This window comes from Acidobacteriota bacterium (assembly GCA_018001935.1).
GTDB lineage: Bacteria > Acidobacteriota > JAAYUB01 > JAAYUB01 > JAAYUB01 > JAGNHB01.
The window spans coordinates 111205-135228 of sequence record JAGNHB010000006.1 but is presented as its reverse complement, the minus strand read 5'-3'; the positions used below and the strand labels follow the sequence as shown (position 1 = coordinate 135228).

19 protein-coding genes are annotated in these 24024 nt (G+C 64.6%); 10 read left to right on the top strand and 9 right to left on the bottom strand.

All coding sequences use genetic code 11. From position 1 onward, the window contains the following. Positions 1-143 precede the first annotated feature (143 nt). From KA419_04190 to KA419_04180, 3 genes are all read right to left on the bottom strand, one after another. Positions 144-1400: an ABC transporter permease gene (locus KA419_04190; GenBank protein MBP7865127.1), complete on the bottom strand. Its 1257-nt coding sequence runs from the start codon at positions 1398-1400 to the stop codon at positions 144-146. A gap of 3 nt (positions 1401-1403) precedes the next feature. After that, positions 1404-2678: an ABC transporter permease gene (locus KA419_04185; protein ID MBP7865126.1), complete on the bottom strand. Its 1275-nt coding sequence runs from the start codon at positions 2676-2678 to the stop codon at positions 1404-1406. A gap of 248 nt (positions 2679-2926) precedes the next feature. Continuing rightward, entirely contained in the window at positions 2927-4177 is a 1251-nt protein-coding gene (locus tag KA419_04180) for an efflux RND transporter periplasmic adaptor subunit (GenBank protein MBP7865125.1), read from the bottom strand. A 140-nt stretch (positions 4178-4317) separates the two neighbouring features. Here KA419_04180 and KA419_04175 point away from each other — a divergent pair, with 140 nt between their 5' ends. Further along, entirely contained in the window at positions 4318-5253 is a 936-nt protein-coding gene (locus tag KA419_04175; protein ID MBP7865124.1) for an Rpn family recombination-promoting nuclease/putative transposase, read from the top strand. 12 nt (positions 5254-5265) lie between these two features. Beyond that, positions 5266-5604 (top strand): SdpI family protein, encoded by a 339-nt coding sequence (locus KA419_04170; protein MBP7865123.1) that lies wholly within the window; start codon positions 5266-5268, stop codon positions 5602-5604. Between the two features lie 47 nt (positions 5605-5651). Here the strand turns inward: KA419_04170 and thiH are convergent, their stop codons facing one another. The 4 genes from thiH to pepT all read right to left on the bottom strand — a co-directional run bounded on the left by thiH (position 5652) and on the right by pepT (position 9617). Beyond that, entirely contained in the window at positions 5652-6671 is a 1020-nt protein-coding gene (gene thiH, locus KA419_04165; protein ID MBP7865122.1) for a 2-iminoacetate synthase ThiH, read from the bottom strand. Next, positions 6668-7456 (bottom strand): thiazole synthase, encoded by a 789-nt coding sequence (locus KA419_04160; protein MBP7865121.1) that lies wholly within the window; start codon positions 7454-7456, stop codon positions 6668-6670. The genes thiH and KA419_04160 overlap by 4 nt, the downstream gene beginning before the upstream one ends. 269 nt (positions 7457-7725) lie before the next feature. After that, positions 7726-8334 (bottom strand): cob(I)yrinic acid a,c-diamide adenosyltransferase, encoded by a 609-nt coding sequence (locus KA419_04155; protein MBP7865120.1) that lies wholly within the window; start codon positions 8332-8334, stop codon positions 7726-7728. Positions 8335-8342: 8 nt separating this feature from the next. Beyond that, a complete protein-coding gene (pepT, locus tag KA419_04150; GenBank protein ID MBP7865119.1) occupies positions 8343-9617 on the bottom strand; it encodes a peptidase T in 1275 nt (424 codons plus the stop codon). 324 nt (positions 9618-9941) lie between these two features. Here pepT and KA419_04145 point away from each other — a divergent pair, with 324 nt between their 5' ends. After that, complete coding sequence (locus KA419_04145) at positions 9942-10379, top strand: hypothetical protein (protein ID MBP7865118.1); 438 nt, start codon at positions 9942-9944, stop codon at positions 10377-10379. Here KA419_04145 and KA419_04140 read toward each other — a convergent pair. Next, positions 10357-11280, bottom strand: coding sequence for a helix-turn-helix transcriptional regulator (locus KA419_04140; protein MBP7865117.1), 924 nt, complete (start codon positions 11278-11280; stop codon positions 10357-10359). The genes KA419_04145 and KA419_04140 overlap by 23 nt on opposite strands. Before the next feature lie 276 nt (positions 11281-11556). On the opposite strand from KA419_04140, the gene KA419_04135 reads away from it, so the two are divergent. The 5 genes from KA419_04135 (at position 11557) to KA419_04115 (ending at position 17621) form a co-directional block, all read left to right on the top strand. Further along, positions 11557-13266 (top strand): hypothetical protein, encoded by a 1710-nt coding sequence (locus KA419_04135; protein MBP7865116.1) that lies wholly within the window; start codon positions 11557-11559, stop codon positions 13264-13266. A gap of 83 nt (positions 13267-13349) precedes the next feature. Beyond that, positions 13350-14537 carry a DUF2235 domain-containing protein gene (locus KA419_04130; GenBank protein MBP7865115.1) on the top strand — a complete coding sequence of 396 codons (1188 nt, stop codon included), beginning with the start codon at positions 13350-13352 and terminating at the stop codon, positions 14535-14537. A 295-nt stretch (positions 14538-14832) separates the two neighbouring features. Continuing rightward, complete coding sequence (locus tag KA419_04125; protein ID MBP7865114.1) at positions 14833-15369, top strand: M15 family metallopeptidase; 537 nt, start codon at positions 14833-14835, stop codon at positions 15367-15369. Between the two features lie 21 nt (positions 15370-15390). After that, positions 15391-16575 carry a hypothetical protein gene (locus tag KA419_04120; GenBank protein MBP7865113.1) on the top strand — a complete coding sequence of 395 codons (1185 nt, stop codon included), beginning with the start codon at positions 15391-15393 and terminating at the stop codon, positions 16573-16575. Positions 16576-16670: 95 nt separating this feature from the next. After that, positions 16671-17621, top strand: coding sequence for a peptidoglycan-binding protein (locus KA419_04115; protein MBP7865112.1), 951 nt, complete (start codon positions 16671-16673; stop codon positions 17619-17621). 350 nt (positions 17622-17971) lie between these two features. On the opposite strand, the gene KA419_04110 is transcribed toward KA419_04115, so the two are convergent. Next, positions 17972-19777 (bottom strand): cellulase family glycosylhydrolase, encoded by a 1806-nt coding sequence (locus tag KA419_04110; GenBank protein MBP7865111.1) that lies wholly within the window; start codon positions 19775-19777, stop codon positions 17972-17974. 411 nt (positions 19778-20188) lie between these two features. Here KA419_04110 and KA419_04105 point away from each other — a divergent pair, with 411 nt between their 5' ends. Together KA419_04105 and KA419_04100 are read left to right on the top strand one after the other, a co-directional pair. Next, on the top strand, positions 20189-21367 hold the full coding sequence (locus KA419_04105; protein ID MBP7865110.1) for a glycosyltransferase: 1179 nt from the start codon (positions 20189-20191) through the stop codon (positions 21365-21367). A 168-nt stretch (positions 21368-21535) separates the two neighbouring features. Then, positions 21536-23998, top strand: a complete 2463-nt coding sequence (locus KA419_04100; GenBank protein ID MBP7865109.1) for a response regulator — start codon at positions 21536-21538, stop codon at positions 23996-23998. Positions 23999-24024: the final 26 nt, after the last annotated feature.

The window sequence follows — 24024 nt, the reverse complement described above, 5'->3', positions numbered from 1 at the left end:
GCTTTTCAGCCGCCAGCCCGATTCCCATTCCCCCCAACATTCCCATTACTCCCATAACTCCCATAACTCCCATTACTCCCATTACTCCCATTACTCCCATTACTCCCACTACTCCCATGTCCCCCAATTTCCCTCCCCTGCCGCTACTCGTACCGCAGCGCCTCCACCGGCTCCTGCCTCGCCGCCTGCCGGGCAGGCCAGAGGCCGAAGAAGAGGCTCACCCCCGCCAGCACCACGAAGGCGGTGACGAAGGCCCCGCCACCCACGACAAGGGTGATGTCCCCCTGCCCCGAGGTGTCCTCGAAAATGACGCCGAGGAAGGGAATCCCGCCGATGAGGTGCGCCGCCCCCAAAGCGGCCAGGTAGCCGAGGATGCCCCCCGCCGACGTCAGGATCAGGGTCTCGAAGAGAAACTGGAGCAGCACGTGCCGACGCTTGGCCCCGATGGCCATCACGGTCCCGATCTCCCGGATCCGGCTCTTCACCGATGCCAGCATGATGTTCATCACGCCGATGCCGCCGATGCAGAGGGTAATGAACCCCACGAAGACCATGGTGGCCTTCGTGGCGCCCGTGATCCCGTCGATGATCTCCTTGACCTGCGAGTAGCTCCAGCCGGTCAGCGCCTTGTCGTCGGCTGGATCGAAGCCGTGCAGCCGCCCCATCACCGCCCGGAACTGGCGCCTGGCCTGCTCTTCCATGGCGGGGCTGACCGGCTGGTAGACGAGGTTGCTCAGGTAGCGGGTGTCGGTGAAGAGCGCCATGGTGTTCAGCGGCACCATGATGCACATGTCGTCGGGGGAGTAGTAGTTGGAGATGGCGATCTTCTTGCGCAAGACCCCGATCACCGTGAAGCGGATCCCGTTGACCTTGATTTCCCGACCCACCGCCGGGATGCTGCTGAAGAGCCGCTCCCGGATCTCGTCGCCGAGGACCGCCACGCGGGCCATCTGGAGGTTCTCCTCGTCGGAGAGGAAGCGCCCGGTGGCCATGAACATTCCCCGGACCTCACCGTAGCAACCCTCCACGCCCCGGATGCCGGCGGTGGTGCGCCGCTGCAGGTACTCCACTTTGTAACGGCGGAAGACCTCCCCGCTGATGCGTTTGATGAGCGGCACCTCGGCGCGCACCGCCTCCACGTCACTCTTCTCCATCCGGACGGGTCGCCCGGCCCGCTGCCCCCCCGCCTGAAGGCTGGTCTGGCCGTTCTGGACCACCACCACGTTGTCGCCGAAGTAGGAGAGCCCCACGTAGAGCGCCTTCTGCATCCCGGTGCCGTAGGCGATGAGGATGACGAAGGAGGCCACCCCCCAGGTGATCCCCAGCATGGTCAGGACGGTCCGGACGGGTTGGGCCTTCACGGCCTGCCAGGAGAGGTTGACGAGAGAGGACAGTCGCATGGCTCACTCCTCGAAGCGGAGGGCTTCCACGGGATCCAGGTTGGCGGCGGAAAACGACGGGTAGAACGCCGCGGCCAGGGAAATGGCGGTCAGGAAGCCGAAGGCCGCCGGGCCCATCCACGGCGGCACGATCATCCCCGCGAAGAAGTCGGGGAGCTGCAGGCTGTTGACGGCCCCGCACAGGGCGGTGGCGCCGAGGTAGCCGGCCAGGCCGCTGCCCAGCGAGATCAGGAGCGCCTGGAAGAAATAGTGGGCCAGGATGTTCCGCCGGGTGGCGCCCAGGGCCTTTCGGAGGCCGATCTCCCGGGTGCGCGAGCGGACCGAGACCAGCATGATGTTCATGACGCCGATCCCCCCCAGGACCAGGGTGACCACCGCCACGAAGCTCATGAAGAGCTTCATGGAGTCGAACATGGCATTCATCATCTTCCCCTGGGTGGCGGAGTTCCAGCAGGGCATGGCATCGCGGTCCAGGGGATCGAAGCCGTGCTTGCGGCCCAGGACCTCGCGGATCTGCTGCTCCGCGGCCTCGCACTTGTCCAGGGAAATGGCCTGGGCGATGATGTCGGCGAGGGCCCGGTCGCCCATGGGGTTGTCGGCGTAGGGGAAGTCCCGGCGGATGGCCGGGTAGGGTGCGAAGAGCTTGAAGTTGTCGGGACCGCTGTAGTTGGAGTTCTGATCCTTGCGCGCCAGGACGCCCACCACCCGGTACTTGACCCCCCCCATGGCCACCTCGTCCCCGGGGACGGCCGACCCGCTGAAGATCTGCTTGTTGACTTCGTCGCCGATGAGACAGACCCGGGCGGCGTCCTCCATGTCCCGGTCCGTCATCAGCCGCCCCTTGTCCACCTCGAGGCTCCGGATCTCCTGGTAGTCCGGAAGAACGCCGGAGACGTCGAACGTCCCCCGGTTGACGGGGGTGACACACACGAGGGACTGCTCCAGCTCGGGGCTGACCTTGCCGACCAGGTAGGCGTTGGCCTTGACGGCCTCGTAGTCGTCCACGGTGAGGTGGACCCGCCGCCCCGAGGCCATCCCCGGCCCCGGGATGCTGGTGGACCCGCCCCAGACGATGAGGATGTCCTTGCCGAGCAGCCGGCTCTTCTCCATCTGCCCCCGGCGCATCCCCTCCCCCACCCCCACGAGGATGATGAGGGACGCCACGCCCCACGCGATCCCCAGCATGGTCAGGGCCGACCGGAGCTTGTTGCGCCGCAGGTCCGCCGCCGTCTCCCGGCACAGGTCCGAAAATGAAAACCCCGCCCGCCGGCGCTTCACTTTTCCTCCACCGCAAGGGGAAGTCTGCAGTCTGAGCATTGAGGGCTGTTGGCTGCAAGCGGGCCGGAAACCTCCGACCGCGAAGCAGGCCACCCCGCCCGCTCGGTCCGGTCAGACCGGTCGGACTTGTCAGACTTGTCGGACACGTCGGACACTCTTAAAAAACCTTCAAACCGCCCCCGCTTCCGCCCGATCATCACCGTCTCTCCTCTCTCCCGGCCTCTGCTTCCCGTCTTCTGCCCGAACACTCAATTCATCACCACGCGGTCATTCTCGGCGAGCCCCTCGAGAATCTCGACCCGGGCCCCGTTGCCGATGCCGGTCTTGATGGGCACGCGCTTCACCTGCTGCCGCTCCCCGGACCCCGTGAGGAGGTCGGCGAATGTCTTCTTCTGCTCGTCGTAGATCACGGCGGTCTCGGGGACGGTGAGCACCTTCGCCTTCTTCTCCAGCACGATCTCGGCGTTGGCCGTCATGGCGGTCCGCAGCCCCTCGGCGTCGGAGGCGATCCGCACCCGGACCTCGAAGCGGGTCACGTTCTCCTTCTCCTGCCCCATGGGGGAAATCCGGAACACCTCGCCCGGGAAGACCTTGTCACGGAAGGTCTCCACCCGCAGGTTGACGGGGAGCCCCTCGCGGACCTTCCCCACGTCGCTCTCGTCCACGTCGCCCTTGAAGTAGAGCTCCCGGGTGTCCCCCACCACCATGATGAGGGTGGCGTTGGACCCCAGCTGCAGGATGGAGCTGACGGCGTCGCCGGGCTCGAGGTAGCGCTTGAGGACCTTCCCGTCGATGGGGCTGCGGATGGTGGCGTTGGCCAGGTCCTCGGCCGCCCGCCGGCAGATGGCCTCCGCGGCGTTCCAGTCGGCCTCGGCCTGGTGGATCGCCTTCTGGGCGCCGAAGATGGCGCTTTCCTTGACCAGGACGTCCTTCTTCAGGACATTGAGGCGCACCTGCTCGTCGCGGAAGCGCTGCTCGGCTTCGTCCAGCTGCGACTGGGCGACCAGCTTCTGGTCGTAGAGCTTCTTCATGCGGTCGAAATCCCGCCCCGCGAACTCGGCGTTACGGCTGGCGCTCTCCTCCCGGGACTTCTCCAGGGAGTTCTGCGCCACCCGCAGCTCGACGCGCGCCTTCTCCAGCAGGGCCTTCTTCGCCAGGGCGTTGGCCTCGGCCTCCCGGCAGAGGGCGGTCAGCTGCTCACGGTCCAGCTCCAGCAGGACCTGTCCCCGGGCGACCATGTCCCCCTCGTTCACGGCGATGGTCTGGATGATCCCGCTGGCCTTGGACTTGACCTCCACCTTCGTGACCGGTTCGATCTTCCCCACCGCCACCACGGAGCGGAGGATGTCCTCCCGCTTGACGGGGGTGATCTTCTCGGGCGGGATCTCCCGCTTCTGGTTGAACATGGCGCTGAAGACCCAGTAGAGCCCCCCCGCCATGACCAGGATGAGCAGCGTCGTCACGGTGCGGACGACGGCGGAACCTTTCTTGCGCGACATGGTCGAACCTCCTGCACAGAGTCAGAGATAAAACGTTTTTTGCGCCCGATTTGTTCCATGCCGCATTTGTCAGGCCTCGTGATATGATGTTTTGGGGTGACTTCTTCGGCTTCACCCGATGGGTTTTACAGAGGTCATCGATGAGAAAACGTCAATTCGTCAGCTTCGACTGGGCCATGAAACGACTGCTTCGGAGCAAGGCCAATTTCGAGGTCCTGGAGGGGTTCCTGAGCGAGTTGCTCATGCAGGACATCACCATATTGGAAGTCCTGGAGTCCGAGACGGACCGGGAGAGAGGCTCCGGGAAAGCGGGGCGGGTCGACCTGAAGGTGTCCACCGGGCAGGGGGAGATCGTCATCATCGAGATCCAGTACACCACCCAGTACGACTACTTTCACCGGATGCTCTTCGGGGTGTCCAGGGCCGTGACGGAGCACATGGACAAGGGCTCGGCATACAGCGAGGTGAAGAAGGTCATCTCGGTGGACATCCTCTACTTCGAACTGGGGCACGGGAAGGACTATGTCTACCGGGGGAAGACGGAGTTCGTGGGGATCCACGAGGGCGACGTGCTCGAACTGAGCCCGAAGCAGAAGGAACTGTACGGCAAGGACGCGGTGCACCAGATTTACCCGGAGTACTACCTCCTGAAGATCAACCGCTTCGATGACGTGGCGCGGGATTCGCTGGACGAGTGGATCTACTTCCTGAAGAACGAGGAGATCCGGGGAGAGTTCAAGGCCCGTGGGCTGGCGAAGGCGAAGGAGGTTCTGGACATCCTGAAGATGACGCCCGAGGAGCGGGAGGAGTACGAGCGGTACATGGACGAGGTGAGCTACCAGGCCAGCCTGGCAAAATCCAACTTTGACGCCGGCCGCCTGGACGGCCGGAAGGAAGGCCGGGCCGAGGGCTTGGCCGAAGGCCGGGCCAAGGGCCGGGTTGAAGGCATGGCGGAAGGTCTGGCGGAGGTTGCCCTGCGCCTGATCCGCGACGGGTTCGACGACGACCGTGTCAGCGAACTCACCGGGCTTGACGGGGAGCAACTGGCAAAGCTGCGCTCACAAAGGCTCTCCTGACAAGGTATGGCAATGATCCCCGCCAGCACCATGCACTGCCTCGCGGGTTGCGTCCTGGCTGCATTTTCCATCCCCCTCGCGCTCCGCAGGGTGCCCATGAACCGGTTCTACGGCGTCCGGATCCCCAAGGCTTTCAAGTCCGAGCGGAACTGGTACGAGATCAATGCTTACGGAGGGCAGGTCCTGGCGGTCTACGGCCTGCTCCTCGCCGGGTTCGGCTACTTGACCCGGGACTTGGAGCCGCCGCCTGCGGACCCGTGGTCCATCGCTTACAACCTCGGCCCGATCCTGCTCATCGTCCCCACCCTCCTCCTGATCGCCGCCCGCGCACGCCGCCTCCCGGACGACTGACCGCCGCACTCCGGATCGCCGGCACGGTTCGTGGTTTGTGATCTGGATCAGAACCGCCGCCAGTCGGTGAAGACGGGGTCGAAGCCGCGTTCGCGGAGCATGGCGACGATCTCCGCCACGCTCCGGCTGTCCCGCACCTCGAACTGTCCGGCGTCCCCGGCGTCCTCCTCTGCGGCCGCGACGGCATCCCCGTAACCGCCCACCGTGGTTCGGGAGGCAGCGGAGAGCCGGGTGACCGCGATCTCCAGGGCGTGATCCCGCATGCGGGCCCGCTCCCGGGTGGACAGGGAAATCCCCACCCGGGGAAACTCCAGGCGGGCGAGGGCCAGAAGCTTCACGAGGCCCTCGTCCGAAACGGGGAAATAGTCCAGGGATGCATTGACCGGGACGATCCGGGGGAAGGAGAGGCTGTACTCGACACCCGGGAAGTGCTTCTCCATGTCGTGAAGGTAGGAGAAAAGCGCGGCGGCGTCCTCCGCGGGGTCCCAGAGCCCCATCAGGGCCCCCAGCTGGATGGTCCGGATCCCTGCTTTCGCCATGCGGCGGGGGGCGTCCAGTCGCCAGTCATAGTCGGCCTTCCTCCCTTCCGGGTGCACCCGGGCATAGCGGTCCCGGGCGAAAGTCTCCTGGTAAAGGGTCACGCCGTCCACGCCGGCCGCGACCAGGTCGCGGTACTCGTCCTCCTCCAGGGGGTAGATCTCCACGGCGATGGCGGGAAAGAACGCCCGGGCCTCCTCCACGGCCCCGCGGATGTACTCGGGCGGTGTGTGAACGCGCGACTCCCCCGTGAGGAGGAGTATGCTCCGGATCCCCATGGCGGCCACGGCCCCCATTTCGCGACGCATCCCGTCGCGGTCCAGCTTTTGCCGCCGGATGCCCCGCCCCTGGTGGAAGCCGCAGTAGAGGCATCGATTCTCGCAGTAGTTGGAGAGGTACAGCGGGGCGTACAACGACACGGCCCGGCCGAAGTACTGCCGGGTCAGACGGGCGGCCCGGCCCGCGAGGTCTTCCAGCAGGGCCCGAGACGGATCCTCCAGGATGCGTCGGATTTCGCCGGCGGACATCATGACGGGTCTTCGAAGAGGAACCCCGTCAACGGGGAGGAAGCGGAGGATTCGGACGCACCGGAGGCCAGGCCGGCCCGGTAGGCCAGGCGCCCCGCCCGGACGGCCAGGGCGAAGGCCTCGGCCATGGCGGCGGGCTCACTGGCGCAGGCCACGGCGGTGTTGACCAGGACGGCCGCACAGCCCAGTTCCATGGCCTCCACGGCGTGGGAGGGGGCGCCGATGCCGGCGTCCACGATGACGGGGAGCGAGGTCTCCTCCACGGTGATCCGGACGAAGTCCCGGGTGACCACGCCCTTGCAGCTGCCGATCGGGGAACCCAGGGGCATCACGGCCGCGGCGCCGGCGTCCTCCAGCGCCCGGACGGCATACAGGTCCGGGTACATGTACGGCAGCACCACGAAGCCTTCGGCCGCCAGGGTTCGGGTGGCTTTCACGGTCTCCTGGTTGTCGGGAAGGAGCCAGCGGGAGTCGGTCATGATCTCGATCTTCACCCAGTCGCCGCCGCCCGCCTCCCGGAAGAGCCGGGCGATCTCCACTGCCTCCCCGGCGTTGCGGGCGCCCGAGGTGTTGACCATCAGCACCACGTGCGGCGGGATGTGCTCGAGGAGGTTGTCCTCGTGACGTTCCACGTCGATCCGGCGCATGGCCACGGTGACGAGGGCCGTCCCCGAGGCCCGGATGGCGTCCTCCATCGCCTGCTTGGAGGCGTATTTCCCCGTCCCCAGCAGCAGCCGGCTCGACAACGTCTTCCCCCCGACCACGAAGGGATCGTCCGCACCGTTCATTCTCTCTTCACTACTGAGTATCATTGTATTCCCTTTGGTCTAACGCCACTTCTTCCTCGAGACCGATTTGACCGAACCACTAATAGCACTAATCTTCACTAATAGATGCAATTACAACCCTGTCTTGGGGATGATGGGCTGCCCAGTGTTAACTGTTCAGCGTCTGACTACCTGATGAGGCAGAGTGAGAAGAAAGACATTCTTTGCCATTTCGCCATACATAAAACAAAAATGCGCAACGCTCTCACTTCCCTAAACGTGAGGCGTTATTAGTGTTCATTAGTGCGATTAGTGGTTTCATCTCTTGGTTGTCCCGCACAGAACGCCTTGAGTTCGGGGAAGTCCCGGTTCAGGGGTTCATCCGCCCGGCCGGCCTTGTGGTTCGCGTAGCGGGCCAGGACGAAGAGGTAGTCGGACATCCGGTTGACGAGGACCACCGTATCCGGGTTGACGGGTTCCACCCGGGAGAGGGCCGCCAGCCGTCGCTCGGCGCGGCGGCAGACCGTCCGGGCCAGGTGGAGCTGAAGGGCGGCTTCGCAACCGGACGGGAGGATGAAGCTTCGCAACGGGGGAAGTTCGGCGGTGATCTGGTCGATGCAGGACTCCACGTAGCGGACGTGGCGCCCGTCGACCCGGTCCACCGCTCCTCCCCCGGTGGTGGCCAGGTCGCAGCAGAGAATGAAGACGAGCGTCTGTAAACGGCTGCAGAACTGCTCGAGGAAGAGGTTCCCGTTCTTCGCCCGGGCGGCCCCGATCAACACGTTCACCTCGTCCAGGGTGCCGTAAACCTCGAGCCGGAGGTGGTCCTTGGGCACCCGCTCGCCGGAGAAGAGCCCGGTCTCCCCCGCGTCGCCGGTTCGGGTGTAGATCTTCGTCACGCCGCCTCTCAGGCCCCCAGGGATTTTTCCCGCCAGATGGCCATCAGGTGGAGGATGGTCTCGACGGCCTTGCGGAGGGCGCTCACCGCCACCCACTCCTGCTTGGAGTGGAAGTTCATCCCCCCGGCGAAGAGGTTGGGGGTCGGCAGGCCCATGAAGCTCAGGCGGGCCCCGTCGGTGCCGCCGCGGATCGCCTTCCGGATGGGCTTGAGCCCTGCGCGCTCGATGGCCTCCACGGCGTACTCGAGGACCTGGGGGTGTTCCTGGAGCTTGTAGACCATGTTCCGGTAGCTCTCCTTGACCTCCAGTTCCACCACCGCCCCGGGGAACCGGCCCCGGACGCTGTCGCAGGCGCGCTCGAGCCACTCCCGGTGATCCGCGAGCCCCTCCACCTCGAAATCCCGCAGGAGGATGTGGACCTTGACCTCGCTGACGTTCCCCTCGATCACGTGGGGGTGCAGATAGCCCTCGCGCTTTTCCGTGGTCTCGGGGAGGGCCGCCTCGCGGAAGAGCTGGATGAAGTAGGCGGCCGCCCGGACGGCGTTCACCATCTTCCCCCTGGCGTAGCCGGGGTGCACGTCCTTGCCGGTGATCTTCACCACCGCCCCGTCGGCGCAGAAGGTCTCGTTCTCCACCACGCCGGGATAGTCGCCGTCCAGGGTGTAGGCGTAGCGGGCGCCGAACTTCTCCACGTCGAAGTAGCGCGTCCCCGCCCCCACCTCCTCGTCGGGCGTGAAGCCGATCCGGATGGCGCCGTGCTTGAAGTCGGGGTTCTTCACCATGTACTCCACGGCCGCCATGATCTCCGCGATGCCGGCCTTGTCGTCCGCCCCCAGGAGGGTGGTCCCGTCAGAGGTCACGATCGTGTCGCCCACGAAGTCCTGGAGTTCCTTGTTCTCATCGACCCGTATCACCTGGGCGGGGTCGCCCGGCAGCACCAGGTCGGAGCCGTCGTAGTTCTCGTGCAGCACCGGGTTGACGTCCTCGCCCGAGACCATGGGGTAGGTGTCCAGGTGAGCGATGAGGCCGATCACCGGCACGTTCGCCGCCGCCTCCTCGGGGAGGTTGGACGGGAGGGTGGCCGTCACGTAGCCGTGCCGGTCCATGGCCGCGTCCTCGAGCCCGAGGGCCTTGAGCTCCTTCACCAGCATCTTCCCGAGGTCTTTCTGGCACTTGGTGGAAGGGTAGCTCTCCGCGTCGTCCCGGGACGTGGTGTGCACCTGGACGTATCGCAGGAACCGGTCCAGCACCGTCGCGGTCTCGAACTCGAACGCCTGGCTCATGGTGTCGCTCCTTTCGGGAATTCCCCGCCGCCCGCGGCGCCCTCCGGGCTTTCCCGCCCGGACCCGGCCACTGCGCGAAGGGGCTTTCAGCTTGCCACACCGGGCCGTGAAAAGCAACGGAAAACCGGGCGGATTCCGGTGCCCCCCGTTGCGAACCGGCCGTCCCGGTCCTCTCGCCGGCGGGCGGTCCGGAAACGTTCGAGGACGATCGTGAGAACGCATTCAGGGATCACACGTCACAATGCCGGCCCGGAAAGTGTGACATGATCGTCAAGGGGCAACCCTGACGTTCCGGGACGGTCCAGGATGGAGGCAGGAGGACGGATGGGGGACGGAGGCATCTTCGGGGGCGGCGAGAAATCGGTCGAGGCGGCCTGCCGGGACCTCGAGCGATCGTTTCTGGCGGCGCTGTCCGGCGTTTTCCACCAACTCGTCTACCTGGCTTCCCTGCGGGACCCTTCGACGCGGCGATACGTCCACTGGGGGATGGAGAACCTCTACGGGGCGGAGGCCGCGCAGGAGGCTTTCCACCGGGTTCACCGGTCCGTTTTCTCCCGGGTGGCGTCCCTTCCGCCGGAAGCCCTCGAAGCCGAGATCGGCCGGTTCCTTTCCGGGGGGCCCGCATGGGGGGCCGATCTCTTCTCCGCCCACACCCCGGGCGCCCCGGTGGACCGCCTCGTTCCGGACCGCGCGGACGGGGCCGAAGCCGACCGCTTCCGTCTCACCCTCGACACAGTGCTCACGAATCGTCCTCTGGGCTGAAGGACACCCACCCGCCAACCACCGTTCCGACGATCTCCGCTTCCGAACGCAACCGGTAACGCTCTTGGGGCTTCAGGGAGAGGGGGTGCGGGACCAGGCAGACCCAGGGGCCGTCCAGCAGGCACCAGGCGCAACGCCACCCCCGCGGGGTCTCCACCAGGAACAACGGCCGCTCGTGCTCGTTGCGCCAGCCGACGCCTTCCCTGGCGCCGCCGGGGCCGGGGCCCTCCCTCCCGGCCGGTGGAGGGGCGGCCGCCCCTGCCGTATTCCGCGCCTTCCGCGCCCGCCCCCCTCTGGCGGGTGTCCCGGGGCGGTCCGCCGACGATGTGTCCCGCCGCCGGGTGTCCACTTTCACCACGGACCCGGCACGGAGGAGGGGGTGCATCAGGTTGTCCTTCCGCCCGATCCGGACGTAAAGGTACCGCTCGAAATCCAGGCGGTTGAGGAATTCGAAGGGAAGCGTCCGCCACTCCACGATCACCCGGTTCAGGAGCACGGTTGCCTGCCGGGAGAACATCGGGTCGAAGCGGAGGGGAACGTCCATCTCCCGCCGGGAGTTCACCAGGTCGACAGGGCGGGTCCGGTCGGGAACGCCGTCGCCGACGGGCCCGGTTCTCCCGGCCGTCTCCTTGTGGACGTCCACCCCCAGCAGGGAGAGGACCTCCAGGAGCGGCCGCTCGTAGACGATGGCCAGGGCGCAGAGTTTGTGAATCCCGGGCACGCGCCCGTGATTCTCCATGTCGGCCACCTGGCTCGGGGACAGGAGGTACCGGTCGTCGCCGGCCTTCTCCGCCACGCAACGGCTCGCCGCCGCCACGTCCCGGATGGACAACCCCAACCGATGCCTCAGGTTCTTCAACCGCAGGCCCGTCGCCCGGTTCCCCTCCTCGGCTTTTATCAACCTGCACCCCTCCTGTTGTTCGATTTTTGGAACGGACGGCGAGGTTCATTTTAGCAAGGTCGAGGAGGAAATGCACTCTCTGTGTTGCTTGTTGCCCCAGTTCTACTCCCGGTATTCCCGGATAATGTGAAAATCCATCGCGGAACTACCATTAAACGATTTGAACCCTTGCCAACGACATCACGCCTGTTCCGAATCTCGCAGGAACACCATGCCGAGCTTCAACCAATCTCCCCTTCTGGTAGGGTAATGCCGATATGAGCTTCCAGGAGGAACGTGCTTTCCAGTCCTGGGATTTCATCGAACGGCGATGCCGGGCAAGACCCGATCCTCACCGCCGCAGGAGGGATTTTCATGTTTGTACGTTTGCTGCTGGTGTTGGCTGTCATCCCAATGAGCTTGGCCATGGGGGAGAAAACACCGCCCCCCACCGTCGAGGGAGAACTCCGCGTCAACGAAGGCTTCCCTCTGAGAACCGTCCTTACCGTCAACGACAACGTGTCCGTCGATGCCGTCCTGTTGTCTCCCAAGATCGTGCAGTCGCTTTTTGGCAAGGAAGTTTCGAAAACCTATGCCGTCATTCATCTGACGGTTTCCAACCGGAGTCCTGACGCGGCCCTGATCGTTCACAGCATCTTCATCGATTTCAGTCAATGGCTGCTGGCCGGTGGTGGGACCGACGTCGGATGCAGTACCGTGAAAGCGGGGAAGGACGACCGCGTGGACGGCAAAGCCGGCTGGCGAGCCTACTCCGAAAAATTTCACGTCTCCTGCGTCGAATCCCGGATTGTGCGTGGGCAGATGCTGCAGGCCCAGCCCTGGACGATCCGGAATGTCACGATTCGAGCGCTGCGCCTTCTCGGTTCGCTGGCCGCCGCCTACCAGTTCAAGATCCACGATCAGGACTGGATCAAGGGCATTGCAGCCTTCAACGGCAACCTGATCCCTGGTGTTGAGGCCTTCTGGCCGGATTCCACAGTCGATCGGATCAGTCGGTTAGCGGACCTGGGGTTTCACACGAACACCGTCGTCCCGAAAGAAACCTCCGCCATCCTGCTGGCCTTCTTTCCCATGGACCGGTTTATCTCCCCAGGGATGAAAAAGATCTTCCTGAAATCCCCCGCCGTTTTTTTCTCTCCCATGTCCTTCCTTGTCGACAAGGAACTGAAGAAATCCCTCGGGTTGCTGTTTTCAGAAGATAAAGGTTTCAAAGAGAAATTGGAGCATCTGCAGAAGAACTGCCTCCTGTTTGCAGCGGATGAGACGAAACTGGGCCCTGATGACAAACTGCTGAAAATATTCCTGGACCGATTGAGCTTGGATTCCATAAGCATCGTGGTGGGTGGTGCCATGACTCTGGACGCGGGTGAAGTGCCGGCATCCATCTCCGGCGTCATCGCTGACGGCGGGAATGACGTCACTTCCAACTGGGCCGAGGCGGGAAACAAGGCGGCCACCCTTTACGGCCGTTGCTTTTCAGGCGGCAAACCATTGGTCCTGGAGGCGGAAAAATTCGGCATCAGCGGCCTCGACATCGAGGCGGGCAGCCTGACTGACCGGAGCATGCGGATAAAGTACCACCTGAGCAGGAGGATAGATCCTCTCCAAGTGATCCGGGTGCAGGTGGTCAAGGAGAGAAAGGATAAACCGGCGATAGAGAGCATGGAATACCACTGGCAAGCTGACTATACCCTCACTCCGTTGGGAATCAGCAAGCGCCCGACGCACGAGGGAGGCACGATAATCCTCGAGGGGGCGGGATTCTTAAACTCCGACAATCACCCGCTGAAGGTGGAACTGCTGAAGATCGGACCTGAAGCGAAAACCGGGTCCTGTGTTGTTGAAACGAGAAGAGTGACCAAGAAAGGGAACGACACGATGGCCATTGATACCAGAAATCTGGAAGGGTTTGGAGCCGGCACGTGGAAGGTTCGTGTATCCAGGGGAGTTGAATCAACAGACTCCGAACCCTTTGAAGTGAAGTAGCCTTCCGAGTGGGAAAGGCCTTCCAAACCGCCAGTTTTCAACCAGGCACCCGGTTCCCAGGAAAAAGTTCCCTGGAGGTAAACATGAAGAAGTTGGCCGTTTTCTTCGACGGGACCTGGAACCGGGCGGATCAGAAAACCCGGGACGGCATCCCCTGCCCGACCAACATCCTTAAGCTCTTCGAATTGCTTTGCCCTTCGGATGCCCGTGGCAATCCCCAACTCGCTAATTACATTGGCGGAGTGGGGACGCGGCGTGGCGAGAGGCTACGCGGAGGGATTCTCGGCTATGGCCTCTCCGAAAACATCAAGGAGGGTTATCGGTTTCTGGCCAGCAATTTCCAACCGGGGGACGAAATCTTTATCTTCGGATTCAGCCGGGGGGCCTACTCGGCCCGCAGCCTGTCCGGCATGATCCGAAACTTGGGCGTCCTTCGCCGGGACCGAATCCACATGATCAACGAAGCTTACAGGCGATACAAAAGCCGTTCGGCCGAATGGCATCCTGACAGCGTTCAAGCGGTGAACTTCCGCAAGGAAAATTCGTGGTCCATGCCCGTGAACGGCGAGGAACGGACGGCGGAGCCCGGCTCCAGGGAGACGTTGTACATCAATTTTCTCGGCGTGTTCGACACGGTGGGCGCCCTCGGGGCCCCTTTCCTCACTCCGTTGGGCTGGCTGCTGGTCAAACTCTCCCGCTGTGATTTTCATGACACGCAGCTCAGCTCCATCGTCCAGAATGCCTGTCACGCACTGGCGATCGACGAGCACCGATGGCCCTTCCGGCCCACACCCCTGACGCCGAACATCAATCACATTGTCGGGAAGAACTTTGATGAGAGATGGTTTGCCGGGGCTCATGCCAATATCGGGGGGGGGTATGCACAGACGGGGTTGTCCGACCTGACGCTGGATTGGATGGTGGATAAGGCTAGTTCCTGTGTCAATCCAAGCGGTTGCGGTCTGAGCTTCGACTGGCATGGATTGAATCCCACATGCAGAAACCTTGGAGTGCTGGAACCTCCGGCGAAGTCCCAGAACTTCGCATATCGCCTGGCCAGCATTCTCCTGGTGAAGCTTCCCGGAACCTTTGGTCTGGCCACGAAGTCCACCCGGACCGTTCTTCGCTGCCTGCAATGGAGCGGAGATTATCACCGACCGATCCATGCTCCGCAAAAACCGAAGAAGGGATTGGGTCCCAATCTTGATGGCAGTGTCATCGCCAAAATGAACAGGAGTGCAGGAAACTATGCGCCGCCCAATGTCCCCTAACTCGATTCGACTGGAGAAAACCCACGGATGACCCGGAGAAGAAGTCACGAACCCCACGGACACCAGACAAGGCGAAGAGAGAAAGATGTTTGCGACGTTAGTCTCCAAAGGGACACTGGAGTCTCAATGACAAGGTGACCCGATGCCGCCAGGAATCCTCCAGCCGCGACAGGCCATGTTTCCGGGAACGGGAAAACGCTGTCGGACAAGGACGACACCAGGGCAGGGCGGACCCGACGACGCCCATCCTTCCAGCGAAGCGTGCGGCGAACAACCAGCTTTCCCGGAGGTCACCATGCATCCACCACATGGTCGAAAGGCTATCGGAACGAGGTTCGGCAACCCGGCCAACCCGGATGGGACGCTGAAAAAGTCCTGGGAGGAAGAGAACATTTTACGGGTGGCGCCACCGCCAGGCTGGCAGCTTTATTATCAGGACGGGGAAGTCCTCGTCAGGTCGTCCGGTATCCGGCTGCACCGCCTGCTGGCCGACAGTTTCTCGGCCGTCCTGAGCGGGATCTGGGTTTACGCCCGCGCGCGATGCGGGGTGGGCGCCGGGGACACCGAAATCCGGTCATGGCTTCACGAGCGCCGACTGGACCTCCACGGCGGGGGATTCAACTTCCGCCCGATTACCGGCGGGACGGCGCTCTCCCTCCACGCCTGGGGGATCGCCATTGACTGGGACCCGCTCCACAACCCCCGCGGCGCCCCCCTCACCCGGACGCTCCCTGACTGGTGGTACGAACTCTGGGAGATCCACGGCTGGAGCCACGGCTGCGACTTCCCCACCCCCGACCCCATGCACGTGCAGTTCGCCACAGGGGCGTAAGTGATTTAAAGAGGAGGAAAATTGAGTTACGCTTCAGGTATTCCATTCCGTATTATTACCGGACTGACCGTCCTTTATGCCCTCCTGAGTTCACTTCCCGCGGAATCCCAAGGGGCAAGGAACCCAGGACCCTCGCCCGGCGTCCTTCAGGGAGAAAAAACCTCCGGTGCTCAGTTGAAATTCGAAGTGACGGAGCTTTATCGGGACCTGGAGTCCACCAGGAAGACAGAGAAGGAAATTCGGAAAAAAGAAGATCTTTGTGGAGTTCTGGCAGCCGATCTTTTAAAGATTCCTTATCCGAAGGAGATTCGGGAAGTTATCACTGAAATCCGAAAGCGATGGAAGCCGTCCTTGAGCCCTCAGGAGGTTTCCGGTCTTTCCGTCCTGCTCAAGGACCTGTTGGAGGAATTCTACGCGCCGATCTACAAGTGGCGGCTCCAGTATTTCGACCGGAATGCTTCCTTGCTTTGGCCCGCCGAAGACCTGAACCTGTTTCGCAATCTCCTGTTGAACGGCTTGGCGGACGATTTCAAGCAGTCGACCTACCAGGATAAAACCTATCAGGAGGTCGTCACTGCCCTCTCGGATTTCAGACCGGTGGCCAGAGAGAAGTTCAGCGCGTGTTGCGACCTGTTCGAAGACGAAGGGTTCGAGACGGTGATCGGCCGGTTGTCGAAGAACTTCACGACCACGAACATCAACAAAATCAACAAAGAAAAGGAGTCGAACCAAAAGGAACTCTTGAGACTGAAGACGGAAATAATACGAAAGGAAGACGAAATAAGCGCCATGGAACAGGGTCAAGCCCAGATCGACTCAACCATCATCAATTGGGTGTTCCCGATCCTGGCCGTCACCCTCCTGACGATGTACCTGGTCCCTCTTTTCATCAACAAGGATCTGAAGCAGATCATCTTTTCGTCCGGTTTGCTGCTGGAGTTGATCACCGTATTCCTTCTGACCATCGCCATCACCATGCTGGGGATGAGCGGGAAACTGGACAAAGAAGTCCTGGGTACCCTGTTGGGCGGGATTTCCGGTTTCGTGCTCAGCCGGAGCGTCGTCGGCGCCCAACGATCCTCAAAGACCTATCAGAGCCATCTGAAAAAAATCAGAAAAGAGCAGCGGGAACCTTCAGGTGAACCTGGGAAGGGTGGAGCACTATCGGAACAGCAGCTCCCTGGACAACCGGGGATTGGCAGATGATCGACCAGCTCAGTCTCTGTTTATCTACCGGAATCGACGATTGAAGACGCACTAAGCGGAAATTGGTTTGCAAGCAGAATTCCCCGGGAGTCCTCATGACGCGGATCTATTTTCAGAAACCGATGAAAGGCTACCGCGCCGTGCGCGGGGAACTGGTGCGGAGGATGCAACGCGCCCTACAAGTGGCCGGGGTCGGACCAGCCGACTCAGACGGCATCTTCGGCACCGATACCGCCAAAGCTGTGGCCGCGTTCCAGCAGCGGCAGGGAGTAACGTTGCCGGCGAAGACGGCGAGTTGGAGGGCCGGGCAGGTGGACGGCCCCACTTGGGAAGCCCTTACGGGCGAGTGCAAGCCGGGCCTGCTGGACCGTTGTCTCCAGATCACGGCGGACTTCGAGGGCCACGGCTTCGGCAAAGCGGCCGGCAACTACGACGGGACGGGGCTCACCTGGGGCATCATCGGCTTCACATTGAAATCCGGCGAGGTGCAAGCGATCCTGGAGGAAATACGGGATCGGCATCCGAACCTGATCGATGAGGCCTTCGGTCCGCTACGGGACTCCCTCCTCGACATTCTGGCCATGGGCAGGGTTGCCCAAATTCGATGGGCCGGCGGGCTTTCTCGCGGGAAGCGAAAAACACGCCTGGAACCGGCTTGGGAGGCGGCTTTTCAGACGCTCGGAACCTTCCCTGAAGTCCAGGAAGTTCAATTGAGGCGGGTCGAGCGATATTGGGAGATCGCTCGGCGGGACGCGGGACGCTTCGGCCTGACCGCGGAGCCGGGAATGGCGCTGTGCTTCGACATCGCCGTGCAGAACGGCGGGATCAACTTCGACAATGAAGGGAAGCGCATCCAGCAGTGGCTCGACACCAACCCGGCCGCGCAGGAAGGGGAGATACGCGTGTGCATCGCCGAGGTCGTGGCCGAGGCCAGCCGCCCGGAATATGTCGAGGACGTGCAGCGACGCAAGGCCACCCTGGCCACGGGCGAAGGCACGCTCCACGGGGCCCGCTACCGCCTCGCCGACTGGGGAATCCTCGAATAAAGGGGGAAGAGGAAGCCCTGCGACGGCATGGATGAATCGGGATCAGGAGATCACACGGCTGGAGCTATTTCCTGTTCGTCTTGGGTGATCGGAGATCGCCATGGTCGGGGAATATGTCTCAGGTTACCGATCCGGAAGCATGGGCGGTGGGAAAGGAGCATCTGTCTTCTTAGCCGCTTGATTGCGCGCGAGGCGCTGGTTGAGGGTTGCTTGACCGCTTGCTTACGCGCGCGGCTCTGGTTGTTGTTTGCTTTGCCGCTTGCTTACGCGCGCGGCTCTGAGGGGGTCATGGCGGGCTGAACGGTTTCCCTGGGCGTTGATGACGGGGTGCGGGCGAGGGGCGGTGGCGATTATCGGCGGGCCCAGGGTTTTTCGTTGAGGTCGAACCAGCTTCTCAGGAGGAGCTGGCGGTCGGTGGGGGTGGGGGACGGCTCGGTGACGAACGGGTCCTCGCCGTGCTCCACGCTCCAGCCGTGCCACTCGCGGAAGGCGTGGTAGCACCAGTCCCAGCCGTTTTCCTCGAAGAGGTCGATGCAGTCGCTCAGGTAGCGGTGCGCGCTGTGGTCGGGGGCCCATCGGATGGCGCTGAACTCCCCGATGAAGACGGGGACGCGGTACTTCTCCTGGAAATCCCTCACCGGCTGGAGGGCGGTGCGCAGGCGCTCCGCGTCCCACGTCTCCCCGGCGATCAGGCCGGGGTAGACAAAGCTGTCGGTGCCGCCGAAGACGCCCTGGTGGGTGAAGGCGCCCGGCTCGTACATGTGGGCGCTGTAGATCACGCCCGGGATGCTGAAATCGAGCGGGACTAGGTAGCGGAAGGCGGCGGGCGTCCCGAAAACCGACTCCACGATGACGGGCTTTGCGGGGTCGATCTCCCGCACCGCCCGGGCGACGCGCTCCGCCAGGCGGTCCCAGGGGGCCGTTTCCCCGGACCAGGTCTCCCCCAGGGCCGGTTCGTTGGCCAGGTCATAGGCCCAGACCGCCTCGCAATCCCGGTACCGTGCCGCGATGACGCGCCACACGGCGACCAGCTTTTCCTGGGCCGCCGGGGAGGCGCAGGCGCCGCCGGAGAGGGAGTGCAGGTCCACCACGACCCGCAGGCCGTGCTCCCGGCAGAAGGGGAGCGCCGCGTCCAGCCGGTCGAGTTCCTGCCCCAGCACGACGTCGTAGCCGGGCGTCAGCAGCCCCTCGGGGAAGGCGGTGCCGCCGAGCTGCCACCGGATCACGTTGGCCTTCCAGTCCCGCCCGAGGACGGCGAGGTCGTCGGGGCCGGCCAGGGTGCTCACCATGGCCCCGCGCAACCGGGGCTCGGGGTGAAGAGCGGGGATGGGGATCGCGGGGTCGCGGGCCGGGGGGTAGTCCTCCGGGGTGCGCACCCCCTCGAGACGGACGTTGTCGAACCAGACCCGGCCGGTGCTCGACTCCAGGCCGAGGTAGAGGGTCGCCTGGGCAGCGTCCGCGGGGACGGCGACCAGCGCGCCGAGGGTGGCCCACCCGAAGGTCCCCGTCCCCACCGTGACCTGGGGCCACTCCACGCGGCCGTCGGCCGACACGATCCGCAGCATGAGCTTGATGCCGTTCCAGGGATTGGGCGGGGCGGAGACATTTTCAGCGCGGATGTCCGCCGTCAGCCCCAGGAGCCACGTGCGCACCGGCTTGATGACGATGGAGGTGCCGACCAGGACGGATTCCCCGGCGACGAGGTTCTCCACCCGCAGCGACACCCCCCCGTCCCGCCCGACGTCAAAATTGAACCAGGGCCGGGGGACCCAGATGTTCTCGCTGTAGTTGCCGGCCTCGAAATCGTCCAGGAAGCGGAGGCGGGCCGGGGGGGGGCCGGCCCGGTCGGCCAGGAGTTTGTCCAGGCCGTCCGCGTCGGCCCCGTCAAGGCGAAGGTCGGCGTTGAAGTCGCCCCCGCCGGGGCGGGTACAGGGCGCCTGGTTCAGGGGGATGCCCCCGGCCAGGACCTGCCGGACGATGACCAGGTCAACGACGTCGGTGCGCCCGTCGCCGTTGACGTCGCCGTCGGGGTAGGTGATCGCAGTCGCAGGCGGGGGTGGCGCATCGGGGGCCCCCGCCATGGGAAAGCCGCTCGCCGCGACGACGGCGAGAGCCGTTAAAACCCACATCGGAAGGTGAAACCGGGTGTCGCTCAAGCTGCCTCCGAAATCCGGATTTGCCCCGCCGGGCCGGGCCATTATACCGGCGGGCCCGCGGGCGCCGCCAGCAGAAAAGTGAGGAAACGGGGGGGATAGTCTCCACGCTTTTCCCGGGACATCGACCGGGAGGAGTGGCCGAGGAAAACGAAAGCTCGCCTTCACCCGGTCGCCGCGCCGCCGGCAGAGACCTCCCGGAATATCGCTCTCACGGAGGCATAGAGGCACGGAGAAGCAGCGTCTCCGATTCCGGTCAGCAGACCCAACGCCATCTCCTGTCTCCTGGTTTTCTGGCGGCTGTCTCACCCTCCTGACTTCACCCTCCCGAATTCTGAATTCTGTGTTCTTCGTTCGTGTATTCCGTGTATTTCGTGGTTTTTCCCCGGTTGATCCATTTGGGGAGTGACGGGAATGATGGGAATTGTGCCTTCGCGCGATTTCGTGTACCCTGAACTCGTCATGGAAACCCGGGATCGTCCACAGTTGCTGTTCCTTTCGTCGCTCACCTCCGACAGCGGGTCGGGGGTCCGGTTCTGGAACATGGCCCGCTGTGCCGCCCGCGCGGGCGCGGCGGTGACGTTTTCGGAGCGGCTGCGGCCGGGGCAGCCGCCCCGCGCCGAAAGGGGCATCGACTACCGTTTCACGACGGAACGGGGGCCCCTGGCCCGGGCGATCCTCCGCTCCCTGCGCGACGGGCTGCGACTGGCACGCGGGAGGCAATGGGACGCCGTCTACGCCCTCAAGCCGCTGCCCAACGCGGCGATCCCCGCCCTCCGGGCCCGGCGCCGCGGCACCCGGGCTTCTCTGGACGTCGACGACCTGGACTTCGAGTACTATCCCCCCGGCCTCGCCCGGACGCTGGTGCGGCGGGGTTTCGAGGCCTGGCCCCGCCGTTTCGACACCGTGTCCTACCACGTCGAACCCCTGCGCGCCTACCTGGCCGGGGACGCCCGGGTCCCGGAAGACCGTCTCCTGCAGGTTCCCCAGGGCATCGACCTGGACGTCTTCGACGCCCCCCGCGCCCCCCTTCCCCCGGCAATCGAAGCCTTCACCGGCCGCTGGCGGACGATCGTCCACATGGCGTCCCTGGGCATCACCTCCGACGCCGAGGACCTGCTCCCCCTCTTCAGCCAGGCCCTTCGACTCCACCCCGACTGGGGGTTTTTGCTGCTGGGCCACGGTGTGAAACTGGACGCCTTCCGCGAGCGGGTCGCCGCTTCGGGCGCGCTCGACCGCGTCCTCTTCGCCGGCCACGTCCCCCACGCCACGGTCCCCGCCGTCCTGGCGGCCTGCCGGGCAGGGGTCCACTACCTCCGCCCCGGCGGCGCCAACCGGTACCGCTCCATCATGAAGCTGCGGGAGTACCTCGCCGCGGGCCTCCCGGTGGTGGCCAACCCCTCGGGTGACGCGGCCGATTTCGCGGCGTTCGTCGAGATCGCCGCGGACACGGCCGCTTATCTCCCCGCCCTGGAGAGGGCCCTGGCGGGCGACCTCGACGAGAGGACCCGCCAGGGGAGCGATCATGTCCGCCGGTTCCTGGGGTGGGAGCGGCTGGGCCCCGTCGTTCTCCGGGCACTGGGCCTGGCCTGAGTGAAATTCCTGCTTTTTCAGGACGCGCGTTGGTGGTATCATTTTTACATGTCGAACCCTTCGATCGCACCGATCGTCGTGAAGGAGGTTCGCCGGGCCGAAAAAACCCGGGCGGCGGACGTCGAGCCTGCGTGATGGGACCCCGCAACCGGGGGAGAGGAGAACGGCATGGAAGCGCCCCAGACGCATCGGGAACGCCGGGAAGTCATCCTCGTGGTGGAGGATGACGCCGCCCTGGCGGAGTTGATCACCGGCATCCTGCAGGACGAGGGATGGAAGGCGGAGAAGGTCGGGACGGGGAAGGACGCTCTGGAGTGGCTGTCCCGGAACACCCCCGACCTGGTCCTCCTGGACTACTCCCTCCCTGACACCACTGCCGCCCGCTTCATCGAGCAGGTGACCGTGATGCCCCCCTTCATCATCGCCACCGGCCAGGGCGACGAGCGGATCGCCGTGGACATGATGAAGCGCGGCGCCCTCGACTACCTGGTCAAGGACGAGAACTTCCTCGACATCCTGGCGATGGCGGTGCAGCGCGTGGTCGAGCAGATCGAGGACCGAAAGGAACTGCGCCTCAACGAGCAGCGTCTGGCCGGCCTCCTCGAACTCTCCCGCCTCTCGGGGGAGTCGGAGATGACCCTGACCGACTTCGCCCTCGACAAGGTGATCCAGCTCACCTGCAGCCGCATCGGCTATCTCGCCTTCCTGGAAGAGGACGAGAAGACGCTCAACATGTACACGTGGTCGCGCAACGCGCCCGGGCTCAGCCCCATCACGGACAAGCCCTCCAACTACCCTCTCGAGACCACCGAACTCTGGAGCGAGACCGTGCGCCGGCGCCGGCCCATCATCACCAACGACTGCCCGGAACCGCCCACCCGCCGGAAACGGGCGACCGAAAGCCGGTTCCGGCTCACCCGGCACATGGACATCCCCCTGTTCGACGGGAAACGGATCGTCCTGGTGGCCGGTGTCGGCAACAAGAGCACCCCGTATGACGAAAAGGACATCCGGCAGGCCACCCTCCTCATGGACGGCATGTGGAAGATCCTCAAGCAGACCCGGGCCCAGGAAGCCATCCGCCGGAACGAGGCGACCCTCCGGGGTCTCCTGACCGCCGCCCCCGTCGCCTTCGCCGTGGGGCGGGACCGGGTCATGAGCCGGGTGAATTCGTGGCTCTGCCAGATGGTCGGCTACACCCGGGAGGAACTGGAGGGCAGCCCCACCCGCATGCTCTACGCGGGCCCCGAGGAGTACGACCGGGTCGGCCGCGAGCTGTACGCCTGCCAGACGGCCTCCGTGCGCGGCAGCGTGGAGGCGAAGTGGCGGCGCAAGGACGGGGCGATGATCGACGTGCTGCTCAACTCGTCCATCATCGACCCGGAGAACCCATCGCTGGGATACGCCCTCACCGCCATTGACATCACCGACAAGAAACGGGCGGAGGAGGAGCGTCTCAACCTCGAGCGCCAGGTCCAGCAGGCCCAGAAGCTGGAGAGCCTGGGGGTCCTCGCCGGCGGGATCGCCCACGACTTCAACAATCTCCTGACCGCCATCCTGGGGTACGTCAACCTGGCAATGGAAGACGTCTCCCCCGCATCCCCCGCCCTCATCGACCTCCAGGAAGCCGAAAAAGCCAGCCGCCGTGCGGCGGACCTCGCCCGGCAGATGCTGGCGTACTCGGGGCGGGGCCGCTTCCTGGTCCAGCGCCTGGACCTGCGGGAAGTCGTCGAGGGGATGGCCCAGATGCTGCAGGTGTCCGTTTCCCGAAAAGTCCAGCTCCAGTACAAATTCGGTTACGGCGTGCCCCCCGTGGAGGCCGATGCCGCCCAGTTGCGCCAGGTCGTCCTGAACCTGGTCATCAACGCGTCCGACGCCATCGGCGACCGCAACGGCGTCGTCGCCATCTCCACCGGCACGGCGGAGTGCACCCCGGCGGACCTGGCCGAGCCCTGGCAGCCGAACCCCGTCGCGGGCGGGCTCTTCGCTTACGTGGAAGTGGAAGACACGGGGTGCGGCATCTCCGCGGAGCACCTGTCCCGGATCTTCGACCCCTTCTTCACCACGAAGTTCACCGGCCGCGGGCTCGGGCTCGCCGCCGTCCTGGGGATCGTGCGGGGGCACCAGGGCGCCGTCAAGGTCCGGAGTGCGCCCGGGAAGGGCAGCGTGTTCCGCGTCCTCCTGCCCGCTGCCGCCGCCCCGGCCGCGCAGCCGGACCACCGGGTGCCGTCGGCGGAAGATCGGCACGGGCGGGGCGCCGTCCTGCTGGTCGACGAGGAGGAGAGCGTCCGGGCCATCGGGAGGCGCATGCTCGAGCGGATCGGGTTCGAGGCCCTCTCCGCCGGCGAGGTCGGCGCGGCACTGGAACTGTGCGCCACCCACGGGAGCAGGATCCGCTGCGTGGTCCTGGACCTGACCATGGCCCGGACGGACAGTGAAGCGTTCCTCCGGGACATCCTGCGGGTCGCCCCCTCCGTGCCCCTGATTCTCTCCAGCGACTTCGACGAGCAGGACGCAAGGCGGCAGCCCGAGGGCGAACGCTTCGCGGGCTTCATCCAGAAACCTTACACGTTCAACAACCTTCTCGAGACCCTCCGAAGGGTCCTCGGCGAAAGCCTGGGCCCCGCCTGAGGCTTCGGGCTCCGCGGGTCGAGGCT

Coding starts and splice junctions, on each gene's coding strand:
- KA419_04115 (MBP7865112.1), top strand. CDS start 16,671: ATGACGCGGATCTATTTTCAGAAACCGATGAAAGGCTACCGCGCCGTG.
- KA419_04160 (MBP7865121.1), bottom strand. CDS start 7,456: ATGAACGGTGCGGACGATCCCTTCGTGGTCGGGGGGAAGACGTTGTCG.
- KA419_04105 (MBP7865110.1), top strand. CDS start 20,189: ATGATGGGAATTGTGCCTTCGCGCGATTTCGTGTACCCTGAACTCGTC.
- KA419_04180 (MBP7865125.1), bottom strand. CDS start 4,177: ATGTCGCGCAAGAAAGGTTCCGCCGTCGTCCGCACCGTGACGACGCTG.
- KA419_04100 (MBP7865109.1), top strand. CDS start 21,536: ATGGAAGCGCCCCAGACGCATCGGGAACGCCGGGAAGTCATCCTCGTG.
- KA419_04190 (MBP7865127.1), bottom strand. CDS start 1,400: ATGCGACTGTCCTCTCTCGTCAACCTCTCCTGGCAGGCCGTGAAGGCC.
- KA419_04170 (MBP7865123.1), top strand. CDS start 5,266: ATGATCCCCGCCAGCACCATGCACTGCCTCGCGGGTTGCGTCCTGGCT.
- pepT (MBP7865119.1), bottom strand. CDS start 9,617: ATGAGCCAGGCGTTCGAGTTCGAGACCGCGACGGTGCTGGACCGGTTC.
- KA419_04130 (MBP7865115.1), top strand. CDS start 13,350: ATGAAGAAGTTGGCCGTTTTCTTCGACGGGACCTGGAACCGGGCGGAT.
- KA419_04125 (MBP7865114.1), top strand. CDS start 14,833: ATGCATCCACCACATGGTCGAAAGGCTATCGGAACGAGGTTCGGCAAC.
- KA419_04175 (MBP7865124.1), top strand. CDS start 4,318: ATGAGAAAACGTCAATTCGTCAGCTTCGACTGGGCCATGAAACGACTG.
- thiH (MBP7865122.1), bottom strand. CDS start 6,671: ATGATGTCCGCCGGCGAAATCCGACGCATCCTGGAGGATCCGTCTCGG.
- KA419_04145 (MBP7865118.1), top strand. CDS start 9,942: ATGGGGGACGGAGGCATCTTCGGGGGCGGCGAGAAATCGGTCGAGGCG.